This is a genomic window from Dyella sp. OK584, from assembly GCF_057787755.1.
This window is the reverse complement of the sequence record NZ_CM173542.1, coordinates 4,322,976-4,344,025: the sequence shown is the minus strand read 5'-3', so window position 1 is coordinate 4,344,025 and position 21,050 is coordinate 4,322,976. Positions and strand designations below refer to the sequence as shown.

Genomic DNA, 21,050 nt, shown 5'->3' with positions numbered 1-21,050 from the left:
CGTGTTCGGGCTATGGATGGCAGGGCGTCAGCTTGTCTGTGACAAGCTGCCCATGTTAAATTCCCGCTTCTTGGCAGACCGAGCCGGTTCGGTCTGCCTTTATGTTTCTCAGGAACAGCTTCAGATGACGACAGTCAACCAGTTGGTTCGCAAATCCCGTAGCCCGAAGACCTATAAGAGTGCTTCGCCGGCTTTGCAGAACAGCCCGCAGCGCCGCGGCGTCTGCACGCGCGTTTACACGACCACCCCGAAAAAGCCGAACTCGGCCTTGCGTAAGGTTGCCAAGGTGCGCCTGACGAACGGCTACGAAGTCATCAGCTACATCGGTGGCGAAGGTCACAACTTGCAGGAGCACTCGGTGGTGCTGATTCGTGGCGGTCGCGTCAAGGATCTTCCGGGTGTTCGTTACCACACGGTGCGCGGCAGTCTCGACTGCGCCGGCGTCACGAAGCGCCGTCAGTCGCGCTCCAAGTACGGCGCCAAGCGCCCGAAGAAATAAGAGCTAAGGACAAGAAACATGTCGCGTAAAGGTTCACATCCCGCCCGTCTGATCCTGCCGGATCCCAAGCACGGCAGCCAGCTCATCGCCCGCTTCATCAACATGGTGATGAAGAGCGGCAAGAAGTCAGTTGCTGAGAGCATTGTCTACGGTGCTCTGGCCCATCTGGGCGAAAAGAACGCCGAGCCGGTTCAGCTCGTCGAGAAGGCGCTGAACAACATCGCCCCGGCCGTAGAGGTGAAGTCCCGCCGTGTTGGTGGTGCTACCTACCAGGTGCCGGTTGAAGTGCGTCCGGGTCGCCGTATGGCGCTGGCCATGCGCTGGGCCATCGATTCCGCCCGCAAGCGTGGCGAGACCTCGATGCCGCGCAAGCTGGCTGCCGAGCTGCTCGAGGCTTCCGAGAATCGCGGTGGCGCGATCAAGAAGCGCGAAGAGACGCATCGTATGGCAGAAGCCAACAAGGCCTTCTCGCATTACCGCTGGTAAGAAGTAGTTCGTTTTTTGCTTAAAGCAAGCACTTTTAGAGGTTAAGACCGTGGCACGCACCACTCCCATCGAGCGCTACCGCAACTTCGGCATCATGGCTCACATCGATGCTGGCAAGACCACCACCACGGAGCGCATCCTGTTCTACACCGGCGTCAGTCACAAGATTGGCGAGGTGCATGACGGTGCGGCAACGATGGACTGGATGGAGCAGGAGCAGGAGCGCGGCATCACCATTACGTCGGCGGCAACGACGGCGTTCTGGAAGGGCATGGATCGTTCCTTGCCTGAGCATCGCTTCAACATCATCGACACCCCGGGCCACGTGGACTTCACGATCGAAGTGGAGCGCTCGTTGCGTGTGCTCGATGGCGCAGTGTTCGTGCTCTGCGCAGTGGGTGGTGTGCAGCCGCAGTCCGAGACCGTCTGGCGTCAGGCCAACAAGTACAAGGTGCCGCGCCTTGCGTTCGTCAACAAGATGGACCGCACTGGCGCGAACTTCTACAAGGTTGTCGACCAGCTGAAGGCTCGCCTGGGTGCAAACCCGGTGACCATGCAGGTTCCGATCGGCGCCGAAGACAACTTCGAAGGCGTGGTCGACCTGCTCAAGATGAAGGCGATCATCTGGGACATGGAGTCCCAGGGCATGAAGTTCGAGTACCAGGATATCCCGGCGAACCTCGTTGACAAGGCGATTGAAGCGCGTGGCTACATGGTCGAGTCCGCTGCTGAGGCGACCGAAGAGCTGATGAACAAGTACTTGGAAGAGGGCGACCTCACCGAGGAAGAGATCATCGGTGGCCTGCGTGCGCGCACCCTGTCGAGCGAAATCATCCCGGTCTTCTGCGGTACCGCGTTCAAGAATAAGGGCGTGCAGGCGATGCTTGACGCCGTGGTCAACCTGTTGCCGTCGCCGCTCGACCGTCCGCCGGTCGCAGGTATGGACGAGGACGACCAGGAAGTCACGCGCAAGGCCGACGACGCAGCGCCGTTCTCCGCGCTCGCGTTCAAGATCATGACCGATCCGTTCGTCGGCTCGCTGACGTTCTTCCGCGTCTACTCGGGCACGCTCAATGCCGGCGACCAGGTGTACAACCCGATCAAGTCCAAGAAAGAGCGCATCGGTCGCATCCTGCAGATGCACGCGAACGAGCGTCACGAGTTGAAGGAAGTCCGCGCTGGCGATATCGCTGCAGCGGTAGGCCTGAAGGACGTGACGACCGGTGACACGCTGTGTGCGCAGGATCACATCATCACTCTGGAGCGCATGACGTTCCCGGAGCCAGTGATCTCGATGGCGGTGGAGCCGAAGACCAAGTCGGACCAGGAGAAGATGGGCGTCGCCCTCGGCCGCTTGGCCGCGGAAGATCCGTCGTTCCGCGTTCGTACGGACGAAGAGTCGGGTCAGACGATCATCTCGGGCATGGGCGAACTTCACCTGGACATCCTGGTGGACCGCATGCGTCGCGAATTCAACGTCGAGGCCAACGTCGGCAAGCCGCAGGTGGCTTATCGCGAGACGATCCGCAAGAGCGACGTCAAGTCGGACTACAAGCACGCCAAGCAGTCCGGTGGTAAGGGGCAGTACGGTCACGTGGTGATCGAGCTGTCGCCGATGACCGAGGAAGAGCGCAAGAGTCCGGACGTCAAGAACGATTTCCTGTTTGTCAACGACATTACGGGCGGCGTGATTCCGAAGGAATTCATCCCGTCGGTCGAAAAGGGTCTGCGCGAAACCATCGTCAGTGGTCCGCTGGCCAGCTTCCCGGTCGTGAACGTGAAGGTCAAGCTGGTGTTCGGCTCGTACCACGACGTCGACTCGTCGGAAATGGCGTTCAAGCTCGCTGCTTCGATGGCCTTCAAGGAAGGCTTCCGCAAGGCCGATCCGGTCCTGCTCGAGCCGATCATGAAGGTCGAGGTGGTGACGCCGGAAGACTACGTCGGTGACGTGATGGGCGATCTGAGTCGTCGTCGCGGTCTGCTCCAGGGCCAGGACGACACGCCGTCGGGCAAGACCATCGACGCGATGGTCCCGCTGGGCGAGATGTTCGGTTATGCGACGACGATTCGCTCGCTAACCCAGGGTCGCGCCACCTTCACGATGGAATTCGACCATTACGCGGAAGCGCCGAACAACATCGCTGAGCAGGTCATGAAGAAGGCCTGATAAGGCCCTTCTTCCCACAACATACCGTTCTTTTCTAGAGGTTTAGAGTCATGGCAAAGGGTAAATTCGAACGCACCAAGCCGCACGTCAACGTCGGCACGATTGGTCACGTGGACCACGGCAAGACGACGCTGACGGCTGCGCTGACGAAGGTTGGCGCCGAGCGTTTCGGTGGCGAGTTCAAGGCATATGACGCGATCGACGCGGCGCCGGAAGAGAAGGCGCGCGGCATCACGATCTCGACCGCCCACGTTGAATACGAATCGCCCAAGCGCCACTACGCCCATGTGGACTGCCCGGGCCATGCTGACTACGTGAAGAACATGATCACGGGTGCCGCGCAGATGGACGGCGCGATCCTGGTGTGCTCGGCCGCTGACGGCCCGATGCCGCAGACCCGCGAACACATCCTGCTGTCGCGCCAGGTGGGCGTGCCGTACATCATCGTGTTCCTGAACAAGGCGGACATGGTGGACGACGCCGAGCTGCTCGAGCTGGTCGAGATGGAGGTGCGCGAGCTGCTGAGCAAGTACGACTTCCCGGGCGACGACACGCCGATCATCCACGGTTCGGCGCTGAAGGCGCTGGAAGGTGATCAGAGCGAAATCGGCATACCGGCGATCATCAAGCTGGTGGATGCGCTGGACAGCTACATCCCCGAGCCGGTGCGCGTGATCGACAAGCCGTTCCTGATGCCGGTGGAAGACGTGTTCTCGATCTCGGGCCGCGGCACCGTGGTGACCGGTCGTATCGAGCGCGGCATCATCAAGGTCGGTGACGAAATCGAAGTGGTCGGCATCCGTCCGACCCAGAAGACCACCGTCACGGGCGTGGAGATGTTCCGCAAGCTGCTGGACCAGGGCCAGGCAGGCGACAACGCCGGTCTGTTGTTGCGCGGTCTGAAGCGCGACGACGTGGAGCGTGGTCAGGTGCTGGCCAAGCCGGGTTCGATCACCCCGCACACGGACTTCGAGGCTGAGGTGTACGTGCTGTCGAAGGACGAGGGTGGCCGTCATACCCCGTTCTTCAAGGGCTATCGTCCGCAGTTCTACTTCCGCACGACCGACGTGACGGGCGCTTGCCAGCTGCCGGACGGTGTCGAGATGGTGATGCCGGGCGACAACGTGAAGATGGTGGTGTCCTTGATCCACCCGATCGCGATGGACGAAGGCCTGCGCTTTGCCATTCGCGAAGGTGGCCGCACCGTCGGCGCCGGCGTGGTGGCCAAGGTCATCAAGTAAGAACGAACCTCTCCACTGGCATGGTGGAGATGGCCCGCGCAAGTCCGTCGATGGCGTGTTTGCGGGGTCGATTCAGCCGGGGAAGGCTTTAGGGCTTTCCTTCGGCCGAATTTGCAGCTATAGTTAATGGCTTGCTCGTCGACAGCCCCAGAAGCTGCTCGACACCACCGCGAAATGAGGCACAGGAAGTGCTTCGAGTTCGCTGGCCGGGATGGCCAACTCGCAAGAAGGGCTTGGGTTGCGAAGCGTGACGCTTTGTTGACCTGGGCATTTCGCGCGTTTTATACTTTTCCGTCTGGGCGGGCCCGTTTAGGGCCTGCCTAGTCTTTTAGGGTCAGTCGTGCGGCACGCTGTCGCTCGCCGTGGCTGACCTGGCAATACCGTAGCGGCAATGGGTTGTGCGGGGCGGCGAGAAGCCTTCCCGATTCACAGTATTTGTTCTTTCGATAATAGGACACGGTTTATGGCGAACCAAAAGATTCGCATTCGGCTCAAGGCGTACGATCATCGTCTGATCGACCGCTCAGCCAGCGAAATCGTCGAGACGGCCAAGCGCACTGGGGCTACGGTTCTCGGTCCGATTCCGCTCCCGACCAAGATCGAGCGTTACACCATTCTGGTGTCGCCGCACGTCGACAAAGATGCCCGCGACCAGTACGAGACCCGTACGCACAAGCGCGTTTTGGACATCGTCGACCCCAACGACAAGACCGTGGACGCGCTCATGAAGCTTGATCTCGCCGCTGGCGTAGATGTTCAGATCAAGCTCGGCTGAGCGATAGATAGGATACGAACATGAGTATCGGACTAGTTGGCCGCAAGTGCGGCATGAGCCGACTCTTCACTGAAGATGGACGCTCGATTCCGGTGACGCTTATTGAAGCCACCCCGAATCGCGTCACCCAGTTGAAGACGGAAGATAACGATGGCTATAGCGCTGTGCAGGTCGCGGCGGGCGTCAAGCGCGCCAGTCTGCTGACCCAGCCGCTGAAGGGTCACTACGCCAAGGCGAAGGTTGAGCCAGGTCGTGGTCTGTGGGAGTTTCGCGTGTCTGCCGACGACCTCGGCAAGTACAGCGTGGGCGCCGAGATCAAGGCCGACGACGTGTTCCAGGTGGGTCAGATCGTTGACGTCGCCGGCGTGTCGAAGGGCAAGGGCTTCCAAGGCGCCATCAAGCGTCACCATTTCACCATGGGCGATGCCACCCACGGTAACTCGCTGTCGCATCGCTCGCCGGGTTCTATCGGCCAGCGCCAGACCCCGGGTCGCGTGTTCCCGGGCAAGAAGATGTCGGGCCACATGGGTGCGGTCAACCGCACGCAGCAGGGCCTCGAAGTGGTCAAGGTCGACGCCGAGCGTCATCTGATCGCGGTGAAGGGCGCGGTGCCGGGTGCTACCGGCGGCGACGTCATCATCCGTCCGACGACCAAGGGTTGAGGAGAGACGCCATGGAACTGAATGTCATTGGCGCCAAGCCGCTCAACGTGTCGGACGAAGTGTTCGGCGCTGAGCTCAAGCAGGCCCTAATCCACCAGGTCGTCGTTGCCTATCAGGCAGGCGGTCGTGCAGGTACCCAGTCGCAGCTTTCGCGCGGCGAAATGTCCGGTACCACGAAGAAGTTCAAGAAGCAGAAGGGCGGTGGCGCCCGTCACGGTGATTACCGTGCACCGATCTTTGTCGGTGGTGGCCGCACGTTCGCTGCCAAGCCGCGTAGTTACGAGCAGAAGGTCAACCGCAAGTCGTATCGCGTTGCCATTCGCTCGATCCTTGCGGAGCTGATTCGTCAGGACCGTCTGAAGGTCGTCGAGAGCTTCGGCATCGACTCCCCGAAGACCAAGGCAATGGTGGCCAAGTTGGCCGAGCTGCAGGTGTCGGGTCGTGTGCTGCTGGTGTCGGAAGACGCCAACGAGGCCACCTTCCTGGCCGCGCGCAACATCCCGTACATCCACGTGGTGGACGTGTTGGCGCTGAACCCGGTCAGCCTTGTCGGTTCGGACCACGTCGTCATGACCGTCGATGCGGTGAAGAAGATCGAGGAGTGGCTGGCATGAGCAACGAACGCATTCTGAATACGCTGCGTGCGCCGCACATCTCGGAAAAGGCCGCGCGCCTGGCCGAGAAGAACCAGTACGTATTCGTGGTTGCCCCCGAGGCAACCAAGGCCGATGTCCGCGCAGCGGTGGAACAGATGTTCGACGTCAAGGTCGAGCAAGTGAACCTCGTCAATGCCAAGGGCAAGGTCAAGTCCTTCCGTTTCCGCACTGGCAATCGCCAGGGCAAGCGCAAGGCCTATGTCCGCCTCGCCGATGGTCAGACCATCGACGTGTCGGCCAAGGCCTGAGCCAGGAGTTGAATTGAGATGGCACTGATCACTCATAAGCCGACCTCCCCCGGACGCCGCGACGCAGTCAGCGTTCGCACCGAGGGCCTTCACAAGGGCGCGCCGTACGCGGCGTTGACCGAAGCGAAGACCAAGAACGGCGGTCGCAATAATTACGGTCGTATCACTGTTCGCCACCAGGGTGGTGGTCACAAGCAGCGTTACCGCATCATTGACTTCAAGCGCGACAAGGAAGGCATTGCTGCCAAGGTCGAGCGCATTGAATACGATCCGAACCGTACCGCGCATATCGCACTGCTGTGCTATGCCGACGGCGAGCGTCGTTACATCATCGCGCCGAAGGGTGTCCAGGCGGGCGACCGTCTGGTGTCGGGCAGCGATGCGCCGATCAAGGCTGGTAACAGCTTGCCGCTGCGCAGCATCCCGGTGGGTAGCACGATTCACTGCATCGAGATGCGTCCGGGCAAGGGTGCGCAGATCGCACGCTCCGCCGGTGCCGCGGTCCAGCTGGTTGCACGCGAGTCCGGTTACGCCACGCTGCGTCTTCGCTCCGGCGAAATGCGTCGGGTGCCGGTTGATTGCCGCGCCACCATCGGTGAAGTGGGCAATGGCGAGCACAGCCTGAAGAAGCTCGGCAAGGCCGGCGCCAAGCGCTGGTTGGGTATTCGTCCCACCGTTCGCGGTGTGGTGATGAACCCGGTCGACCATCCGCACGGCGGTGGTGAGGGCAAGACCTCTGGCGGTCGTCACCCGGTTTCTCCGTGGGGTACGCCGGCCAAGGGCTACAAGACGCGCTCTAACAAGCGCACCCAGCAGTTCATCGTGCGTCGTCGCAAGTAATAGGAAACGATTATGCCGCGCTCTCTAAAGAAAGGTCCGTTTGTCGACCTGCACCTCGTAAAGAAGGTGGAAGCCGCCGTTTCCGCCAATAACAAGCGTCCGATCAAGACCTGGTCGCGTCGCTCGATGATTCTGCCGGAGATGGTCGGTCTGACCATCGCCATCCACAATGGCCGTCAGCATGTCCCCGTGCTGGTCAACGAGAACATGGTCGGGCACAAGCTCGGTGAGTTCGCGGTGACCCGTACCTTCAAGGGCCATGGCGGCGACAAGAAGGGCAAGTGATGAGCACTGAAGCCAAAGCGATCCTGCGCAGCGCCCGCATTTCGGCGCAGAAGGCACGCCTGGTAGCTGACCTGGTTCGCGGTATGCCCGTGGGCCGAGCCAGCGACGTGCTCCAGTTCACCAACAAGAAGGCCGCAGCCCTCGTTCGCAAGGTACTGCTGTCGGCTGTCGCCAACGCCGAGAACAATCTCGGCGCTGATGTGGACGAGTTGAAGGTCTCGAGCATCTTCGTGGACGAAGGTCCGACGATGAAGCGCATGTACGCCCGCGCCAAAGGCCGCGGTTCCCGCATCCTGAAGCGCACGAGCCACATCACTGTGGTCGTTGGCAACTGACTGAGGACGTAGACGATGGGTCATAAAGTTCATCCCACCGGTATCCGCCTCGGCATTGCCAAGGACTGGAACTCGAAGTGGTACGCCAATAAGGGCGAATACGCCCAGTACCTCGCTGCCGACCTTAAGGTTCGCGAGATGCTGCGCAAGAAGCTGGCCCAGGCTGGCATTTCGAAGATCCTCATCGAGCGTCCGGCCAAGACCGCGCGCGTGACGATTCACACCGCCCGTCCGGGCGTGGTGATCGGCAAGAAGGGCGAGGATATCGAGAAGCTGCGCAAGGAAGTCAGCGACATGATGGGCGTTCCGGCGCACATCAACGTCAGCGAAGTGCGCAAGCCCGAGCTGGACGCACAGCTGGTTGCCGAGTCGATCGCGCAGCAGCTGGAGCGTCGCATCATGTTCCGCCGCGCCATGAAGCGCTCGGTCGGCAACGCGATGCGCCTGGGCGCCCTGGGTATCAAGATAAATGTCTCTGGTCGTCTGAACGGCGCTGAGATTGCACGTTCCGAATGGAGCCGCGAAGGTCGCGTGCCGCTGCATACGCTGCGTGCCGACATCGATTACGGCTTCGCCGAGGCGAAGACCACCTACGGCATCATCGGCATCAAGGTGTGGGTCTACAAGGGTGAGATCTTCGATCTTGCTCAGGCCAGCCAGGAGTCGAAGGAAGAGCAGTCCCAGCCGCGCCGTGAGGGTGGTGAGGGTCGTCGTGATGCGCGTCGCGAGGGCGGTGAAGGCCGTCGCGAGCGGACGGCGAAGTAAGGAGAGTTGCCATGCTGCAACCCAAGCGAACCAAATACCGTAAGCAGTTCAAGGGCCGTAACGACGGCTTGGCTTTCTGTTCCAATCTCGTCAGCTTTGGCGAGTATGGTCTGAAGGCAACCACGCACGGCATGCTCACCGCACGCCAGATCGAGGCCGCCCGTCGTTGCATCACCCGCTTCGTGAAGCGTGGTGGCAAGCTCTGGATCCGTGTGTACCCCGACAAGCCGATCACCAAGAAGCCCATCGAAGTTCGAATGGGTGCAGGTAAGGGTGGCGTCGAATACTGGGTCGCTCCGATCCAGCCGGGTCGCATGCTTTATGAAATCGAGGGCCTCGACGAGGCAACCGCACGCGAGGCGTTCCGCCTGGCCGCTGCCAAGTTGTCTGTCCAGACCCAATTCGTGACCCGGGCGGTGATGTGATATGGCCATCAAAGATCTAACCACTAAGACGGCCGAAGAGCTGAACAAGCACTTGCTGGATCTGCGTAAGGAGCAGTTCAACCTGCGCATGCAGAAAGGCACCGGCCAGCTCAACCAGCCGCACCAGCTGCGCCGCGTTCGGCGCGACATCGCCCGCACGAAGTTCGTGCTCGGCGGCAAGAAGTAAGGGACGGCCGATATGAGCGACAACCAAAAGCAGACGCGCACCCTCGAGGGCCGCGTCATCAGTAACAAGATGGACAAGACGGTCACCGTCCTGATCGAGCGCCAGGAACAGCATCCGCTGATCGGCAAGATCATTCGGCGTTCGACCAAGCTTCACGCTCAGGATGACCTGGGCGCGAACGAGGGCGATTTGGTCCGCATAGCGGAGTGCCGCCCTCTGTCCAAGACCAAGCATCACCGCGTGGTCGAAATCATCACGCGCGCTAACGTCTAAGGGAGGGTGCAGACATGATCCAGATGCAAAGCACGCTTTCCGCGGCTGACAATAGCGGCGCCCGCGAACTGATGTGCATCAAGGTGCTCGGCGGCTCCAAGCGCCGTTACGCCGCGATCGGTGACGTCATCAAGGTCACCGTGAAAGATGCCATTCCCCGCGGCAAGGTGAAAAAGGGTGAGGTGTACAACGCCGTGGTGGTTCGTACCGCCAAGGGTGTGCGCCGTCCCGATGGCTCGCTGATCCGTTTCGACGGCAATGCAGCGGTGCTCCTCAACAACAAGCTCGAGCCGATCGGCACCCGTATTTTCGGGCCGGTCACCCGCGAGCTGCGCAGCGAGAAGTTCATGAAGATCGTCTCGCTCGCGCCCGAAGTGCTCTGAGCGGAGACCAGACCATGAACCGTATCCGCAAGGGTGATCAGGTGCTCGTGATCACCGGCAAAAACAAGGGTCAGCGCGGTGACGTGCTGCGTGTGGACGGCGATCGCGTGTTCGTCTCCAACGTGAACCTCGTCAAGCGTCACACCAAGCCGAATCCGCAGGCCAACCAGGCCGGCGGCATCGTCGAGCGTGAGGCTTCGATCCATATCTCCAATGTGCAGCTGTTCAACCCCGCCACGAACAAGGGTGAACGCGTAGGTGCCAAGACGCTCTCTGATGGGCGCAAGGTCCGCGTGTTCCGTTCGTCTGGCGAGGTCGTGGACGCGTGAGGAACTAAGTCATGACGCGCCTTGAATCCTTTTACAAAGACCAGGTAGTGAAGAAGCTCACCGAGCGCTTCGGCTACGAAAACGTGATGCAGGTTCCCCGCATCACCAAGATCACGCTGAACATGGGCGTGGGCGAAGCGGCGGGCAACAAGAAAGTGCTCGAGAACGCCGTGGCCGACATGGCCAAGATCTCCGGCCAGAAGCCGATCCAGACCAAGGCGCGCGTGTCCGTTGCCTCGTTCAAGATCCGCGACGGCTGGCCGATCGGCTGCAAGGTCACCCTGCGCCGTGCCCAGATGTGGGAGTTCCTCGATCGCCTGATCAACATCTCGCTGCCGCGTACGCGCGACTTCCGTGGTGTGTCGGGTCGTGCCTTCGATGGCCGTGGTAACTACAACTTCGGCATCAAGGAACAGATCATCTTCCCGGAAATCGACTTCGACGCCGTCGACGCGATGCGTGGCATGGATATTTCCATCACCACCACCGCCAAGAGCGACGAAGAAGCCAAGGCGCTTCTGGAAGCCTTCAGTTTCCCGTTCCGCAACTGATAGACGCGAGAGAAAATCATGGCAAAGACCTCGATGGTCAACCGCGATATCAAGCGGACCAAACTCGTCAAGAAGTACGCCGCCAAGCGCGCCGAGCTGAAGGCGATAGTGCTGAGCCCCAATGCCTCTTACGAGGACAAGATGGAAGCTCAGACCAAACTGCAGAAGCTGCCGCGTGATGCAAGCCCGTCTCGCCAGCGCACCCGCTGCGTTCTGACCGGCCGTCCGCGCGCCGTGTACCAGAAGTTCGGCCTCGGCCGTAACAAGCTGCGCGAAGCCACCATGCGTGGCGATGTTCCTGGCCTGCGCAAGGCCAGCTGGTAAGACCCTAAACAGGGCAATGGTGGGCTAGCCCACCATTGTTCGATGCGGCGGCGGGCCCGGCCCGGCGTCGTTGGCGCGATTTATGCGCTGCTGTTCGCAAAGTCGGAAAATTGCTGCTATAGTCGTTGGTCTGCGTTCCGCAGGCCGGCCCTGTGCCGGCTCACAATTGAATTGATTTCCGGTTTTTCGGATATCGGTGCACTCTGAAGGATGTTTTCATGAGCATGACTGATCCCATCGCCGATCTGTTTACGCGCATCCGCAATGCCCAGCTCACGGGCAAGCAGGCCGTAAATATGCCGTCGTCGAAGTTGAAGGTGGCCATCGCCAACCTTCTCAAGAATGAGGGCTATATCCTCGACGCCAAAACCTCCAGCGAGGAGGGTAAGCCGGTGCTCGAGATCAAGCTCAAGTATTTCGAAGGCCGTCCGGCCATCGAGACCATTTCCCGTGTCAGCCGCTCCGGCCTCCGCGTTTACCGCGGCAAAGACGAGTTGCCGAAGGTCCTGGGTGGTCTCGGTATTTCGATCATCTCGACTTCTGCCGGTCTGCTGACCGACGCGCAGGCCCGTTCGAAGGGTCTGGGCGGCGAAGTCATCGGTCTGGTCGCATAAGGAGCCGACGATGTCCCGTGTTGCCAAGAAACCGATTAACCTGCCGAAGGGCGTCGAGCTCAAGGTCGATGCCAATGGCATCACCGTGAAGGGCGCCAGGGGCACCCTGTCGACCCACGCGCTCCCGGGCGCTTCCGTGGTCGTCGACAACGGGGTGGCCACGATCCAGGTTGCCGAAGGTGCTGACGACAAGTTCGGCGGTACCCTGCGTGCGCTGCTCGCGAACATGGTCAAGGGTGTTACCGACGGTTACGAGCGCAAGCTTGAGCTGGTCGGCGTCGGCTACCGTGCCTCGATGGCCGGCAAGTCGCTGAACATCGCCCTGGGCTTCTCCCATCCGGTCGTGTTCGAAGCGCCGGAAGGCATCAGCATCGAAACCCCGACGCAGACCGAAATCCTGATCAAGGGTTCGGACAAGCAGCGCGTGGGTGAGGTGGCTGCCAAGATCCGCTCGTTCCGTCCGCCGGAGCCTTACAAGGGCAAGGGCGTCCGTTACTCGGGCGAGAAGATCACGCTGAAGGAAGCCAAGAAGGCTTAATCGCCTATCCGCTTCCTGGAGAGAACACGATGAACAAGAACGAATCCCGCCTACGCCGCGCCAAGGCCACCCGCTCGCATATCCGCAAGCTCGGTGTCGCTCGTCTGTCGGTGCATCGCACCGGTCAGCATCTGTACGCGCAGGTGTTCGACGCTTCCGGACTGAATGTGGTGGCTGCTGCTTCCACTGTGCAGAAGTCGGTAGCCGAAGGCCTGAAGGGCACCAAGAACCTGACCGCTGCCGCTGCCGTGGGCAAGGCTGTTGCAGAGCGTGCGCTGGCTGCCGGTGTGGAAGCCGTGGCGTTCGATCGCTCGGGCTTCCGCTACCACGGTCGTATCAAGGCGCTGGCCGATGCGGCCCGCGAAGCCGGCTTGAAGTTCTAAGCCGGTCGGAGTCGGGTGCTGAATTCGTTCGGCACCCTGTTCCAGTAGCAGTACCTACAACTCCAAGCGGCTCAGCCGCAAGCAAAAGTCCCGGCTCGCTGGGCATACGGAAAAGAACATGTCTTCTACCGATCGCGAAAATTCAGACGGCCTGCTCGAAAAGCTGATCGCCGTCAACCGCGTGGCCAAGACCGTTAAGGGTGGCCGCCAGATGAGCTTCACCGCGCTGACCGTGGTCGGCGATGGCGAAGGGCGCGTGGGTTTTGGCTATGGCAAGGCGCGTGAAGTGCCGGTCGCCATCTCCAAGGCCATGGACCGCGCCCGCCGCAACATGGTGAGCATCGATCTCAACAACGGCACCCTGTGGTACGCCATCAAGGCCAACCACGGTGCAGCCCGCGTGTTCATGCAGCCGGCTTCCGAAGGTACTGGCGTGATCGCCGGTGGCGCCATGCGCGCTGTGCTGGAAGTGGTTGGTGTCAAGAACGTGCTGGCCAAGGCCGTTGGTTCGCGCAACCCGATCAACCTGGTGCGCGCCACCATCAAGGGCCTGCAGGCCGTTGCCTCGCCGAAGCAGATCGCTGCCAAGCGTGGCAAGACCCTGGAAGAGGTGCTGGGCAATGGCTAAGAACAACGAAACCGCCGCCACCGTGCGCGTGCGCCTGGTCAAGGGCCTGCGCGGTGTGCAGAGCCGCCATCGCCTGAGCGTGAAGGCGCTCGGCCTGAGCAAGCTCAACGACGTCCGTGAACTGAAAGACAGCCCGCAGGTACGCGGCCTGATCAACACGGTCTACTACCTGGTGCGGGTTGAGGAGTAATCACCATGCGTCTTAACGACATCAAGCCGGCCGCCGGTTCCCGCAAGACCCGCCTTCGTGTGGGTCGCGGTATCGGTTCGGGTCTGGGCAAGACCGCTGGTCGCGGTCACAAGGGTCAGCACGCTCGCGCGGGCGGTACCCACAAGTACGGTTTCGAAGGCGGTCAGATGCCGCTGCAGCGTCGCTTGCCGAAGGTCGGCTTCCGTTCGCTGAAGAAGAAAGAGAGTCAGGAAGTGTTCCTGTACGAGCTCGCCGCCCTCAAGGCTGACCTGATCGACCTGATCGTCCTGCACCAGGCCGGTCTGATCGACAGCCACGCCAAGAAGGTCAAGGTCGTCCTCAAGGGCGAGATCGGCCGCGCGGTGAAGCTGTCGGGCGTGCTGGCAACGGCCGGTGCAAAGGCAGCTATTGAAGCTGCCGGCGGCAGCGTGGAGTAATCACGTGGCGTCAGCCCAGGGCACATCGCTCGGATCGCTCGGCAAGCTGACGGAACTGCGTCAGCGCATCTTCTTTGTGATTGGTGCGCTGATCGTTTTTCGTCTCGGTTCCTTCATCCCGGTTCCCGGTGTCAATCCGGAGGCCATGACGAACCTGATTGAGCAGGGCGGCGGCCTGATGAACATGTTCAACATGTTCTCGGGTGGCTCGCTGGCACGCTTCTCGGTGTTCGCGCTTGGCGTGGTGCCGTACATCTCTGCATCCATCGTGGTGCAGATGATGGGGTCGGTGATCCCGAGCTTGCAGGCATTGCGCAAGGAAGGCGAGTCGGGTCGCCGGAAGATGACGACCTACACGCGCTTTGGCACAGTAGGTCTGGCTGCTTTCCAGGCTTTCAGCATCGCCATGGCGTTGCAGAAGCAGACAGCACTGGGCGGCGCGCCGGTGGTCTACACGCCGGGCATGGGTTTCGTCATGTCATCGGTAGTCGGTCTGACGGCCGGCACCATGTTCCTGATGTGGCTGGGTGAGCAGATCACCGAGCGCGGTATTGGCAACGGCATTTCGCTGCTGATCTTCGCCGGCATTGTCTCCGGTTTGCCTGGTGCGCTGGCGCATACGCTGACCATGGCCAGCAATGGCGAGCTGTCTGTGATCAAGATGATCATGGTGGCGGGTCTGATTCTGGCGGTGACGGCGTTCGTGGTGTTCATGGAACGCGCCCAGCGGCGCATCACCGTAAATTACGCACGGCGTTCCGGCGGGCAGCGGGCCTACATGAACCAGACCTCGCACTTGCCGCTGAAGATCAACATGGCAGGTGTGATTCCGCCGATTTTCGCTTCGAGTCTGCTGCTTTTTCCGGCGACTGCGGCGAGCTGGTTCGGCACGGGGCACCAGTCCCGCTGGATCCAGGAGCTGACCCAGGCGTTGACCCCGGGTGAACCTCTGTACGACATCGTCTTCGCGGTGCTGGTGATCACTTTCGCCTTCTTCTATACGGCGATCGTGTTCAACTCCCAGGAGACGGCGGACAACCTCAAGCGTTCCGGCGCCTTGATTCCGGGCATCCGCCCGGGTCGGTCCACGGCGGACTACATCGACAACGTAATGACCCGTTTGACCGGTGTCGGCGCGCTGTACCTGGTGCTGGTCTGCCTGGTGCCATCGTTTATGCAAAAAGCTTGGCACGTCCCGTTCTACTTCGGTGGCACCTCTCTGCTGATCGTGGTGGTCGTGGTGATGGATTTCACTGCTCAAGTGCAGGCGCACTTGGTCAGTCACCAGTACGAAAGCCTGCTCAAGAAGGCCAATCTCCGCCGCAACTGATGGCTGCTGGGGTGGTGGGAGTTTGGTCTAAGTTGGAAGGGCGGCGGCACCCAAGTGCCGCAGGGCTTTCCTGTTGGGTTAATTACGGTTAGAATTGCGCGTTTACCGCGCACGAAACGCATCGGAGAAATACATCATGGCGCGCATCGCGGGTGTCAATTTGCCGGTCCAGAAGCATGTCTGGGTCGGTCTGCAGAGCATTTTCGGGATCGGCCGCAGCCGGGCCAAGAAGGTCTGCGCGGACGCAGGCGTGGTTCCTACCACGCAGATCAAGTCCTTGAGTGAAGGCGAAGTTGAAAAGCTTCGCCACGAAATCGGTAAGTACGTCGTCGAAGGTGACCTTCGTCGCGAGGTGGGTATCGCCATCAAGCGTCTGATGGACCTGGGTTGCTACCGCGGTCTGCGCCATCGCCGTGGTCTGCCGGTGCGCGGCCAGCGCACGCGTACCAATGCACGCACCCGCAAGGGTCCTCGTCGCGCGATCAAGAAGTAACGGATTCCGAACATGGCCAAGCCTGTCAAGACCAAGAAGAAGATCAAGCGCGTTGTCACGGATGCCGTGGCTCACGTGCAAGCCTCCTTCAACAACACCATCGTCACCATCACCGATCGCCAGGGCAACGCTCTGTCGTGGGCGACTGCCGGCGGCGCGGGTTTCCGCGGTTCGCGCAAGTCGACTCCGTTCGCCGCCCAGGTGGCCGCCGAGAAGGCTGGCCGCGCGGCTGGTGACTACGGCGTGAAGACCGTGGAAGTGCGTATCAAGGGCCCGGGTCCGGGTCGTGAGTCCGCCGTGCGTTCGCTGAACGCCCTCGGTTACAAGGTTCTCAACATCATTGACGTCACGCCGATTCCGCATAACGGCTGTCGTCCCCCGAAGAAGCGCCGAGTCTAAGGAGCATACCCATGGCCCGTTATCGTGGAGCTACCTGCAAACTCGCCCGCCGCGAGGGTGCAGATCTCAGCCTGAAGAGTCCGGCTCGCGCCATCGACTCCAAGTGCAAGTTGGAAAACAAGCCCGGTCAGCATGGTGCGAACAAGCGCATGCGCATGTCCGACTATGCCAACCAGTTGCGTGAAAAGCAGAAGGTCAAGCGCATCTACGGTGTGCTCGAGCGTCAGTTCAGCAACTACTACACCAAGGCGTCGACCCTCAAGGGCAACACGGGCGAAAACCTGTTGCGCCTGCTCGAGAGCCGCCTGGACAACGTTGTCTATCGCATGGGTTTCGCGGTCACCCGCGCCCAGGCCCGCCAAATGGTCAGCCACAAGGCTGTGTTGGTCAACGGCAAGAAAGTGAACATCCCGTCGTACCAGGTTCGTCCGGGTGACGCGATCGCTCTTACCGAGCGTGCGCGTACCCAACTGCGTGTGCAGGAAGCGGCGACCGTGTTCGACACCATGGATCTGCGTCCGCAGTGGGTCGAAGTCGACAGCAAGAAGTTCGAAGGTACGTTCAAGACGATGCCGGACCGCGGCGACCTGCCGACCGACATCAACGAGAGCCTTATCGTCGAGCTCTACTCGAAGTAATCAACCGGAGCCCTGCATGGCAGTTTCGTCAACTAGCGTGCTGCGGCCTCGCGGCCTCAGCGTCGAGCAGCTCGGAGCCAACCGCGCCAAGGTGGTGGTGGAGCCGCTCGAGCGTGGCTTCGGCCACACCCTGGGCAACGCGCTGCGCCGCGTGCTGCTCTCCTCGATCCCTGGCAGTGCCATCGTCGAGGTTGAAATTGATGGCGTGCTGCACGAGTACACCACTCTGGAAGGCCTGCAGGAGGACGTGATTGAAGTCCTGCTCAACCTCAAGGACGTGGCGATTCGCCAGCATTCGGGTGATGAAGTCACCCTGACCTTGTCCAAGAAGGGCAAGGGCGTAGTCACGGCCGGCGACATCGTTGTCGACCACTCGGTGGAAATCATCAACCCCGAGCATGTGATTTGTCACCTCACCAAGGACATCGCTCTCAACATGCGCCTGAAGGTGCGTCGTGGCGTCGGCTACCAGCCGGCCAGCGCGCGCCAGCATCCGGATGATGAAGCCCGTCCGATTGGTCGCCTGCAGCTCGACGCGTCGTTCGCGCCGGTGTTGCGTGTGGCCTACGAAGTGGACGCCGCTCGTGTTGAGCAGCGCACCAACCTCGACAAGCTGGTGCTGGATATCGAGACCAACGGCACCATCGGTGCGGAAGACGCGGTTCGCAAGGCCGCCGAAATCCTCAACGACCAGCTGTCGGTGTTCGGTGACTTCTCGCGTCGCGAGAGCGCCACGGACAAGGCGGAGAAGGGCGGTTTCGATCCGCTGCTGCTGCGTCCGATCGACGATCTGGAGCTCACCGTGCGTTCGGCTAACTGCCTGAAGGCCGAGAGCATCTACTACATCGGTGATCTGGTTCAGAAGACCGAAGTGGAGTTGCTCAAGACCCCGAACCTGGGCAAGAAGTCCCTGACCGAGATCAAGGACGTGCTGGGTGGTCGTGGTCTGGCTCTGGGCATGAAGCTTGAGAACTGGCCGCCGCCGGGCTTGTCCCACGGTATGCAGCTGGGCTGAGAAATTGGCGATCGTTCGCGATCGCCTGTAATACCGGCAAACTGGCGAGCGCACTTAGGTGCGCTCGCCAGCTGCCAAAAAGCGGTCTGAAGAACCGCGTGATGTTTTGGGCGACCACCTTTGGTCTCCGGCATTGGTCGTCTGACGAGTGTGTATACCTCGGATTTTGCAGACACCTGATACGGCCAGCATTGGCCGTCTTGCTCAATAAGAGCCCGTAGTAAGAAGGGCTTCATCAGCGGGTAACCGCGGGAAGTCGGACATAACCGCCGACTTTTCATAACAATAGACATAGAGAGTATTGCCATGCGCCACCAGAAATCCGGTCGCAAGCTCAACCGCACGAGCAGCCATCGCGAGGCCATGTTCAAGAACATGGCGTCGTCGCTGATCAAGCACGAGCTGATCCGTACCACCCTTCCCAAGGCGAAGGAACTCCGTCGTGTTGCCGAGCCGCTCATCACGCTCGCCAAGACCGATGGTGTCGCCAACCGTCGTCTCGCTTTTGCGCGTCTGCGCGACAAGCAGGCCGTCGGCAAGCTGTTCGTCGAACTCGGTCCTCGTTACCGCGAGCGTCCCGGCGGCTACCTGCGCATCCTCAAGGCCGGCTTCCGCCCGGGCGACAACGCGCCGATGGCGTATGTCGAACTGGTCGATCGCCCGCGCGCCGAGGCAGCTGCCGAGTAATCGGTACTGCACCTGCTTTACGAAACCTCGGCAGGGTGACTTGTCGGGGTTTTGTCTTTTTGGGCGAAGAGAAAGCGCGCCGCTGGAACGCATGCGGGGCACGACGTCGCCTGACGACCCGATAAACCGCGGCTGGCAGACACCGGATGAATTAGTGAGCCCGGAAGTTTGCGGTCCTCCACAGGTGCGATTCGACAGAACGGTTACCGGGTGAATTGGCAGGGCTGACAGGGGCTGGGCAAGCGGGTAATGTCCCGTTTTCGCAACGCACCACAGTTGAGTCATGAATCCATTCCGTTGGTCGTATCGCGCCACCTATCTAGCCGGTTTCATCGTCTGCGTTGCTTTGCTGGGTTACGCGTTGTATGCCGAGCACGTGCTCGGCATGATCCCGTGTCCACTGTGCATCTTCCAGCGCATCGCATTCCTGGTCATGGGTGTGTTTTTTCTGCTCGGTGGCCTGCATGCGCCGGGCGGTGGTGGGCGGTGGTTTTATACCAGCGGTGTTTTGCTGGGAGCCTTGGGCGGCATCATCACGGCAGCTCGCCACCTCTGGCTGCAGACGTTGCCGGCGGATCAGATTCCTTCCTGCGGCCCTAACCTCGGCTACATGATGGATACGTTCCCGTTCGCCAAGGTGCTAAAGATGGTGTTCACCGGTTCGGGTGAGTGCGCCAAGATTGAGCCGGTGTTCGGCTTGCCGATGCCAGCTTGGACGCTGGCGTGGTATCTGCTGCTGGTAGCAGCGGCGATCTACGCCGCCGCGCGCAAACGCGCCTGAGCAGGCCGATTCGTCATGTCACACGTCATGCCTATCACTCAAGCAATGATCCAAGTTCCTGAAGGCTGGGCGCCTGGTAGCTGGCAGCAGCGGCAGGCGCTGCAGCAGCCGATATATGAGGATGCGGTTGAACTCGCTCGTGCCACCGGCCAGCTCGCAACGCTGCCGCCGCTGGTGACTTCGTGGGAGGTGCTGGCGCTTAAGGAGGCGCTGGCAGAGGCGCAGGAAGGCAAGCGCTTCTTGCTGCAGGGCGGTGATTGCGCAGAGAGCTTCGCCGACTGCACCAGTCCGGTCATCTCCAACAGGCTCAAGGTGCTGCTGCAGATGAGCCTTGTGCTGGTGCACGGGCTGAAGAAGCCGGTGCTGCGCGTGGGGCGGTTTGCTGGTCAGTATGCCAAGCCACGTTCGGCTGATACCGAGACACGCGATGGCGTAACGTTGCCAAGCTTTCGCGGTGATCTGGTCAATGGTCCCGAATTCACCCCGGAGGCACGTCGACCCGATCCGGAGCGATTGATCCAGGCCCACGCGCACTCTGCGCTGACCATGAACTTCGTGCGTGCACTGATCGATGGTGGGTTCGCCGACCTGCACCATCCCGAGTATTGGGATCTGGCCTGGGTCGAGCATGCGCCGTTGGCGGCCGAGTATCGCCGCATGGTGACGGCGATCGGTGACTCGCTGCGCTTCATGGAAACGCTCGCGGGCCCCATTGCCGGTTTTTCGCGGGTGGATTTCTTCACCTCGCACGAGGCGTTGCTGCTGCATTACGAAGAGGCGGTGACGCGCCGGGTGCCACGTCACCAGGGCTGGTTCAACCTGTCCACGCATTTCCCCTGGATCGGCATGCGCACGGCGGCGCTCGATGGCGCCCACGTGGAGTACTTCCGTGGTATCCGCAATCCGGTCGCGGTGAAGGTTGGCCCCTCGGTTACTCCCGATCAGCTGCTTCCGCTGATCGGCGCGCTCAATCCGGACGATGAGCCGGGTCGCCTCACGTTGATCCATCGCATGGGCAATGCGGCGATTGGCAGGGCCCTGCCGCCGCTGCTGGATGCGGTAAAGCGGGGAGGGCGTCGCGTGCTGTGGGTGGCTGATCCGATGCACGGTAATACGGAAACGACCTCCAACGGCTACAAGACGCGCCGCTTTGACAATATCCGGGGCGAGCTGGACCAGGCCTTCGACATTCATGCGGCGGCGGGCACGCGTCTGGGCGGGGTGCATCTGGAGCTGACCGGTGAGGACGTCACTGAATGCATGGGTGGTGCGCGCGATCTCAGCGAGGCCGATCTCGACCGTGCTTACAAGTCCATGGTCGACCCACGGTTGAACTACGAGCAGTCGCTGGAGCTGGCGATGCTGATCGTGCGCAAATCTGCGGGGCCAGTGAGCGCTTGAGGTTCGACAGGCATCGTTAGTTGATCCCAAGCCCGGCTTCAGCCGGGCTTTTTCTTGCCAAAGAGACTATGGAGCCGACTGCTTT

The 21,050-nt window shown here is 61.2% G+C and carries 33 protein-coding genes; all 33 read left to right on the top strand.

The window, feature by feature from the left end; translation table 11 throughout:
• Positions 1-124 precede the first annotated feature (124 nt).
• The 33 genes from rpsL (at position 125) to AC3CBN_RS19485 (ending at position 20,965) form a co-directional block, all read left to right on the top strand.
• A complete protein-coding gene (rpsL, locus tag AC3CBN_RS19645) occupies positions 125-499 on the top strand; it encodes a 30S ribosomal protein S12 (RefSeq protein ID WP_121881674.1) in 375 nt (124 codons plus the stop codon).
• An 18-nt stretch (positions 500-517) separates the two neighbouring features.
• On the top strand, positions 518-985 hold the full coding sequence (gene rpsG / locus AC3CBN_RS19640; protein WP_102305037.1) for a 30S ribosomal protein S7: 468 nt from the start codon (positions 518-520) through the stop codon (positions 983-985).
• 49 nt (positions 986-1,034) lie between these two features.
• Positions 1,035-3,152 carry an elongation factor G gene (gene fusA, locus AC3CBN_RS19635; protein ID WP_488634660.1) on the top strand — a complete coding sequence of 706 codons (2,118 nt, stop codon included), beginning with the start codon at positions 1,035-1,037 and terminating at the stop codon, positions 3,150-3,152.
• Positions 3,153-3,202: 50 nt separating this feature from the next.
• Positions 3,203-4,393, top strand: coding sequence for an elongation factor Tu (gene tuf, locus AC3CBN_RS19630; RefSeq protein ID WP_488634659.1), 1,191 nt, complete (start codon positions 3,203-3,205; stop codon positions 4,391-4,393).
• Between the two features lie 463 nt (positions 4,394-4,856).
• Positions 4,857-5,168: a 30S ribosomal protein S10 gene (gene rpsJ, locus AC3CBN_RS19625; RefSeq protein ID WP_017461875.1), complete on the top strand. Its 312-nt coding sequence runs from the start codon at positions 4,857-4,859 to the stop codon at positions 5,166-5,168.
• Between the two features lie 20 nt (positions 5,169-5,188).
• Positions 5,189-5,830, top strand: a complete 642-nt coding sequence (gene rplC / locus AC3CBN_RS19620; RefSeq protein WP_488634658.1) for a 50S ribosomal protein L3 — start codon at positions 5,189-5,191, stop codon at positions 5,828-5,830.
• Between the two features lie 11 nt (positions 5,831-5,841).
• Positions 5,842-6,444, top strand: coding sequence for a 50S ribosomal protein L4 (gene rplD, locus AC3CBN_RS19615; protein ID WP_488634657.1), 603 nt, complete (start codon positions 5,842-5,844; stop codon positions 6,442-6,444).
• Positions 6,441-6,734: a 50S ribosomal protein L23 gene (gene rplW / locus AC3CBN_RS19610; RefSeq protein WP_046972911.1), complete on the top strand. Its 294-nt coding sequence runs from the start codon at positions 6,441-6,443 to the stop codon at positions 6,732-6,734. Before rplD ends, rplW begins: the two co-directional genes overlap by 4 nt.
• Before the next feature lie 18 nt (positions 6,735-6,752).
• Entirely contained in the window at positions 6,753-7,574 is an 822-nt protein-coding gene (rplB, locus tag AC3CBN_RS19605) for a 50S ribosomal protein L2 (protein WP_488634656.1), read from the top strand.
• A 12-nt stretch (positions 7,575-7,586) separates the two neighbouring features.
• Positions 7,587-7,859, top strand: a complete 273-nt coding sequence (gene rpsS, locus AC3CBN_RS19600) for a 30S ribosomal protein S19 (RefSeq protein ID WP_017461870.1) — start codon at positions 7,587-7,589, stop codon at positions 7,857-7,859.
• Entirely contained in the window at positions 7,859-8,194 is a 336-nt protein-coding gene (gene rplV / locus AC3CBN_RS19595) for a 50S ribosomal protein L22 (RefSeq protein WP_488634655.1), read from the top strand. The genes rpsS and rplV overlap by 1 nt, the downstream gene beginning before the upstream one ends.
• A gap of 15 nt (positions 8,195-8,209) precedes the next feature.
• Positions 8,210-8,959, top strand: coding sequence for a 30S ribosomal protein S3 (gene rpsC, locus AC3CBN_RS19590; RefSeq protein WP_488634654.1), 750 nt, complete (start codon positions 8,210-8,212; stop codon positions 8,957-8,959).
• Positions 8,960-8,970: 11 nt separating this feature from the next.
• Positions 8,971-9,384 (top strand): 50S ribosomal protein L16, encoded by a 414-nt coding sequence (rplP, locus tag AC3CBN_RS19585; protein ID WP_488634653.1) that lies wholly within the window; start codon positions 8,971-8,973, stop codon positions 9,382-9,384.
• A 1-nt stretch (position 9,385) separates the two neighbouring features.
• Entirely contained in the window at positions 9,386-9,571 is a 186-nt protein-coding gene (gene rpmC / locus AC3CBN_RS19580; RefSeq protein ID WP_266183058.1) for a 50S ribosomal protein L29, read from the top strand.
• A gap of 12 nt (positions 9,572-9,583) precedes the next feature.
• The gene (gene rpsQ / locus AC3CBN_RS19575; RefSeq protein WP_038620426.1) at positions 9,584-9,844 is read left to right on the top strand and encodes a 30S ribosomal protein S17; all 261 of its coding nucleotides are present in this window, start codon (positions 9,584-9,586) and stop codon (positions 9,842-9,844) included.
• Positions 9,845-9,858: 14 nt separating this feature from the next.
• The gene (gene rplN / locus AC3CBN_RS19570) at positions 9,859-10,227 is read left to right on the top strand and encodes a 50S ribosomal protein L14 (RefSeq protein WP_038620422.1); all 369 of its coding nucleotides are present in this window, start codon (positions 9,859-9,861) and stop codon (positions 10,225-10,227) included.
• Positions 10,228-10,241: 14 nt separating this feature from the next.
• Positions 10,242-10,556, top strand: coding sequence for a 50S ribosomal protein L24 (gene rplX, locus AC3CBN_RS19565; RefSeq protein WP_131406557.1), 315 nt, complete (start codon positions 10,242-10,244; stop codon positions 10,554-10,556).
• Between the two features lie 11 nt (positions 10,557-10,567).
• Positions 10,568-11,107 (top strand): 50S ribosomal protein L5, encoded by a 540-nt coding sequence (gene rplE / locus AC3CBN_RS19560; RefSeq protein ID WP_488634652.1) that lies wholly within the window; start codon positions 10,568-10,570, stop codon positions 11,105-11,107.
• Positions 11,108-11,125: 18 nt separating this feature from the next.
• Entirely contained in the window at positions 11,126-11,431 is a 306-nt protein-coding gene (gene rpsN, locus AC3CBN_RS19555; RefSeq protein WP_488634651.1) for a 30S ribosomal protein S14, read from the top strand.
• Positions 11,432-11,649: 218 nt separating this feature from the next.
• On the top strand, positions 11,650-12,045 hold the full coding sequence (rpsH, locus tag AC3CBN_RS19550; RefSeq protein WP_488634650.1) for a 30S ribosomal protein S8: 396 nt from the start codon (positions 11,650-11,652) through the stop codon (positions 12,043-12,045).
• 10 nt (positions 12,046-12,055) lie between these two features.
• Positions 12,056-12,583: a 50S ribosomal protein L6 gene (rplF, locus tag AC3CBN_RS19545; RefSeq protein ID WP_488634649.1), complete on the top strand. Its 528-nt coding sequence runs from the start codon at positions 12,056-12,058 to the stop codon at positions 12,581-12,583.
• Between the two features lie 29 nt (positions 12,584-12,612).
• Positions 12,613-12,966 (top strand): 50S ribosomal protein L18, encoded by a 354-nt coding sequence (gene rplR, locus AC3CBN_RS19540; RefSeq protein ID WP_488634648.1) that lies wholly within the window; start codon positions 12,613-12,615, stop codon positions 12,964-12,966.
• 118 nt (positions 12,967-13,084) lie between these two features.
• Positions 13,085-13,594, top strand: coding sequence for a 30S ribosomal protein S5 (gene rpsE, locus AC3CBN_RS19535; protein WP_114239845.1), 510 nt, complete (start codon positions 13,085-13,087; stop codon positions 13,592-13,594).
• A complete protein-coding gene (gene rpmD / locus AC3CBN_RS19530) occupies positions 13,587-13,784 on the top strand; it encodes a 50S ribosomal protein L30 (protein ID WP_046972898.1) in 198 nt (65 codons plus the stop codon). Before rpsE ends, rpmD begins: the two co-directional genes overlap by 8 nt.
• Positions 13,784-14,221 carry a 50S ribosomal protein L15 gene (rplO, locus tag AC3CBN_RS19525; protein ID WP_488636774.1) on the top strand — a complete coding sequence of 146 codons (438 nt, stop codon included), beginning with the start codon at positions 13,784-13,786 and terminating at the stop codon, positions 14,219-14,221. The genes rpmD and rplO overlap by 1 nt, the downstream gene beginning before the upstream one ends.
• A gap of 4 nt (positions 14,222-14,225) precedes the next feature.
• Complete coding sequence (gene secY, locus AC3CBN_RS19520) at positions 14,226-15,551, top strand: preprotein translocase subunit SecY (RefSeq protein ID WP_488634647.1); 1,326 nt, start codon at positions 14,226-14,228, stop codon at positions 15,549-15,551.
• 136 nt (positions 15,552-15,687) lie between these two features.
• Positions 15,688-16,044: a 30S ribosomal protein S13 gene (rpsM, locus tag AC3CBN_RS19515; protein ID WP_090454266.1), complete on the top strand. Its 357-nt coding sequence runs from the start codon at positions 15,688-15,690 to the stop codon at positions 16,042-16,044.
• Between the two features lie 12 nt (positions 16,045-16,056).
• Complete coding sequence (gene rpsK, locus AC3CBN_RS19510; protein ID WP_007513384.1) at positions 16,057-16,443, top strand: 30S ribosomal protein S11; 387 nt, start codon at positions 16,057-16,059, stop codon at positions 16,441-16,443.
• A gap of 11 nt (positions 16,444-16,454) precedes the next feature.
• Positions 16,455-17,081, top strand: coding sequence for a 30S ribosomal protein S4 (rpsD, locus tag AC3CBN_RS19505; protein ID WP_488634646.1), 627 nt, complete (start codon positions 16,455-16,457; stop codon positions 17,079-17,081).
• 16 nt (positions 17,082-17,097) lie between these two features.
• Positions 17,098-18,096, top strand: coding sequence for a DNA-directed RNA polymerase subunit alpha (locus AC3CBN_RS19500; RefSeq protein ID WP_488634645.1), 999 nt, complete (start codon positions 17,098-17,100; stop codon positions 18,094-18,096).
• 306 nt (positions 18,097-18,402) lie between these two features.
• A complete protein-coding gene (gene rplQ, locus AC3CBN_RS19495) occupies positions 18,403-18,783 on the top strand; it encodes a 50S ribosomal protein L17 (RefSeq protein ID WP_488634644.1) in 381 nt (126 codons plus the stop codon).
• A gap of 283 nt (positions 18,784-19,066) precedes the next feature.
• Positions 19,067-19,564, top strand: a complete 498-nt coding sequence (locus AC3CBN_RS19490) for a disulfide bond formation protein B (RefSeq protein ID WP_488634643.1) — start codon at positions 19,067-19,069, stop codon at positions 19,562-19,564.
• Positions 19,565-19,609: 45 nt separating this feature from the next.
• A complete protein-coding gene (locus tag AC3CBN_RS19485) occupies positions 19,610-20,965 on the top strand; it encodes a class II 3-deoxy-7-phosphoheptulonate synthase (RefSeq protein ID WP_488634642.1) in 1,356 nt (451 codons plus the stop codon).
• Positions 20,966-21,050 lie beyond the last annotated feature (85 nt).

What these genes read in the sequence shown, in the direction of transcription:
- rplF (WP_488634649.1), top strand. Translation starts at nt 12,056, where the DNA reads ATGTCCCGTGTTGCCAAGAAACCGATTAACCTGCCGAAGGGCGTCGAG.
- rpsC (WP_488634654.1), top strand. Translation starts at nt 8,210, where the DNA reads ATGGGTCATAAAGTTCATCCCACCGGTATCCGCCTCGGCATTGCCAAG.
- tuf (WP_488634659.1), top strand. Translation starts at nt 3,203, where the DNA reads ATGGCAAAGGGTAAATTCGAACGCACCAAGCCGCACGTCAACGTCGGC.
- rpsJ (WP_017461875.1), top strand. Translation starts at nt 4,857, where the DNA reads ATGGCGAACCAAAAGATTCGCATTCGGCTCAAGGCGTACGATCATCGT.
- rplR (WP_488634648.1), top strand. Translation starts at nt 12,613, where the DNA reads ATGAACAAGAACGAATCCCGCCTACGCCGCGCCAAGGCCACCCGCTCG.
- rplN (WP_038620422.1), top strand. Translation starts at nt 9,859, where the DNA reads ATGATCCAGATGCAAAGCACGCTTTCCGCGGCTGACAATAGCGGCGCC.
- rplB (WP_488634656.1), top strand. Translation starts at nt 6,753, where the DNA reads ATGGCACTGATCACTCATAAGCCGACCTCCCCCGGACGCCGCGACGCA.
- rpsL (WP_121881674.1), top strand. Translation starts at nt 125, where the DNA reads ATGACGACAGTCAACCAGTTGGTTCGCAAATCCCGTAGCCCGAAGACC.
- rpsK (WP_007513384.1), top strand. Translation starts at nt 16,057, where the DNA reads ATGGCCAAGCCTGTCAAGACCAAGAAGAAGATCAAGCGCGTTGTCACG.
- rpmC (WP_266183058.1), top strand. Translation starts at nt 9,386, where the DNA reads ATGGCCATCAAAGATCTAACCACTAAGACGGCCGAAGAGCTGAACAAG.
- rpsG (WP_102305037.1), top strand. Translation starts at nt 518, where the DNA reads ATGTCGCGTAAAGGTTCACATCCCGCCCGTCTGATCCTGCCGGATCCC.
- rplE (WP_488634652.1), top strand. Translation starts at nt 10,568, where the DNA reads ATGACGCGCCTTGAATCCTTTTACAAAGACCAGGTAGTGAAGAAGCTC.
- rplQ (WP_488634644.1), top strand. Translation starts at nt 18,403, where the DNA reads ATGCGCCACCAGAAATCCGGTCGCAAGCTCAACCGCACGAGCAGCCAT.
- rpsD (WP_488634646.1), top strand. Translation starts at nt 16,455, where the DNA reads ATGGCCCGTTATCGTGGAGCTACCTGCAAACTCGCCCGCCGCGAGGGT.
- rplD (WP_488634657.1), top strand. Translation starts at nt 5,842, where the DNA reads ATGGAACTGAATGTCATTGGCGCCAAGCCGCTCAACGTGTCGGACGAA.
- rplX (WP_131406557.1), top strand. Translation starts at nt 10,242, where the DNA reads ATGAACCGTATCCGCAAGGGTGATCAGGTGCTCGTGATCACCGGCAAA.
- AC3CBN_RS19490 (WP_488634643.1), top strand. Translation starts at nt 19,067, where the DNA reads ATGAATCCATTCCGTTGGTCGTATCGCGCCACCTATCTAGCCGGTTTC.
- rpsM (WP_090454266.1), top strand. Translation starts at nt 15,688, where the DNA reads ATGGCGCGCATCGCGGGTGTCAATTTGCCGGTCCAGAAGCATGTCTGG.
- rpmD (WP_046972898.1), top strand. Translation starts at nt 13,587, where the DNA reads ATGGCTAAGAACAACGAAACCGCCGCCACCGTGCGCGTGCGCCTGGTC.
- rpsQ (WP_038620426.1), top strand. Translation starts at nt 9,584, where the DNA reads ATGAGCGACAACCAAAAGCAGACGCGCACCCTCGAGGGCCGCGTCATC.
- AC3CBN_RS19500 (WP_488634645.1), top strand. Translation starts at nt 17,098, where the DNA reads ATGGCAGTTTCGTCAACTAGCGTGCTGCGGCCTCGCGGCCTCAGCGTC.
- rpsS (WP_017461870.1), top strand. Translation starts at nt 7,587, where the DNA reads ATGCCGCGCTCTCTAAAGAAAGGTCCGTTTGTCGACCTGCACCTCGTA.
- rplV (WP_488634655.1), top strand. Translation starts at nt 7,859, where the DNA reads ATGAGCACTGAAGCCAAAGCGATCCTGCGCAGCGCCCGCATTTCGGCG.
- AC3CBN_RS19485 (WP_488634642.1), top strand. Translation starts at nt 19,610, where the DNA reads ATGATCCAAGTTCCTGAAGGCTGGGCGCCTGGTAGCTGGCAGCAGCGG.
- rplP (WP_488634653.1), top strand. Translation starts at nt 8,971, where the DNA reads ATGCTGCAACCCAAGCGAACCAAATACCGTAAGCAGTTCAAGGGCCGT.
- rpsE (WP_114239845.1), top strand. Translation starts at nt 13,085, where the DNA reads ATGTCTTCTACCGATCGCGAAAATTCAGACGGCCTGCTCGAAAAGCTG.
- rpsN (WP_488634651.1), top strand. Translation starts at nt 11,126, where the DNA reads ATGGCAAAGACCTCGATGGTCAACCGCGATATCAAGCGGACCAAACTC.
- rpsH (WP_488634650.1), top strand. Translation starts at nt 11,650, where the DNA reads ATGAGCATGACTGATCCCATCGCCGATCTGTTTACGCGCATCCGCAAT.
- rplW (WP_046972911.1), top strand. Translation starts at nt 6,441, where the DNA reads ATGAGCAACGAACGCATTCTGAATACGCTGCGTGCGCCGCACATCTCG.
- rplC (WP_488634658.1), top strand. Translation starts at nt 5,189, where the DNA reads ATGAGTATCGGACTAGTTGGCCGCAAGTGCGGCATGAGCCGACTCTTC.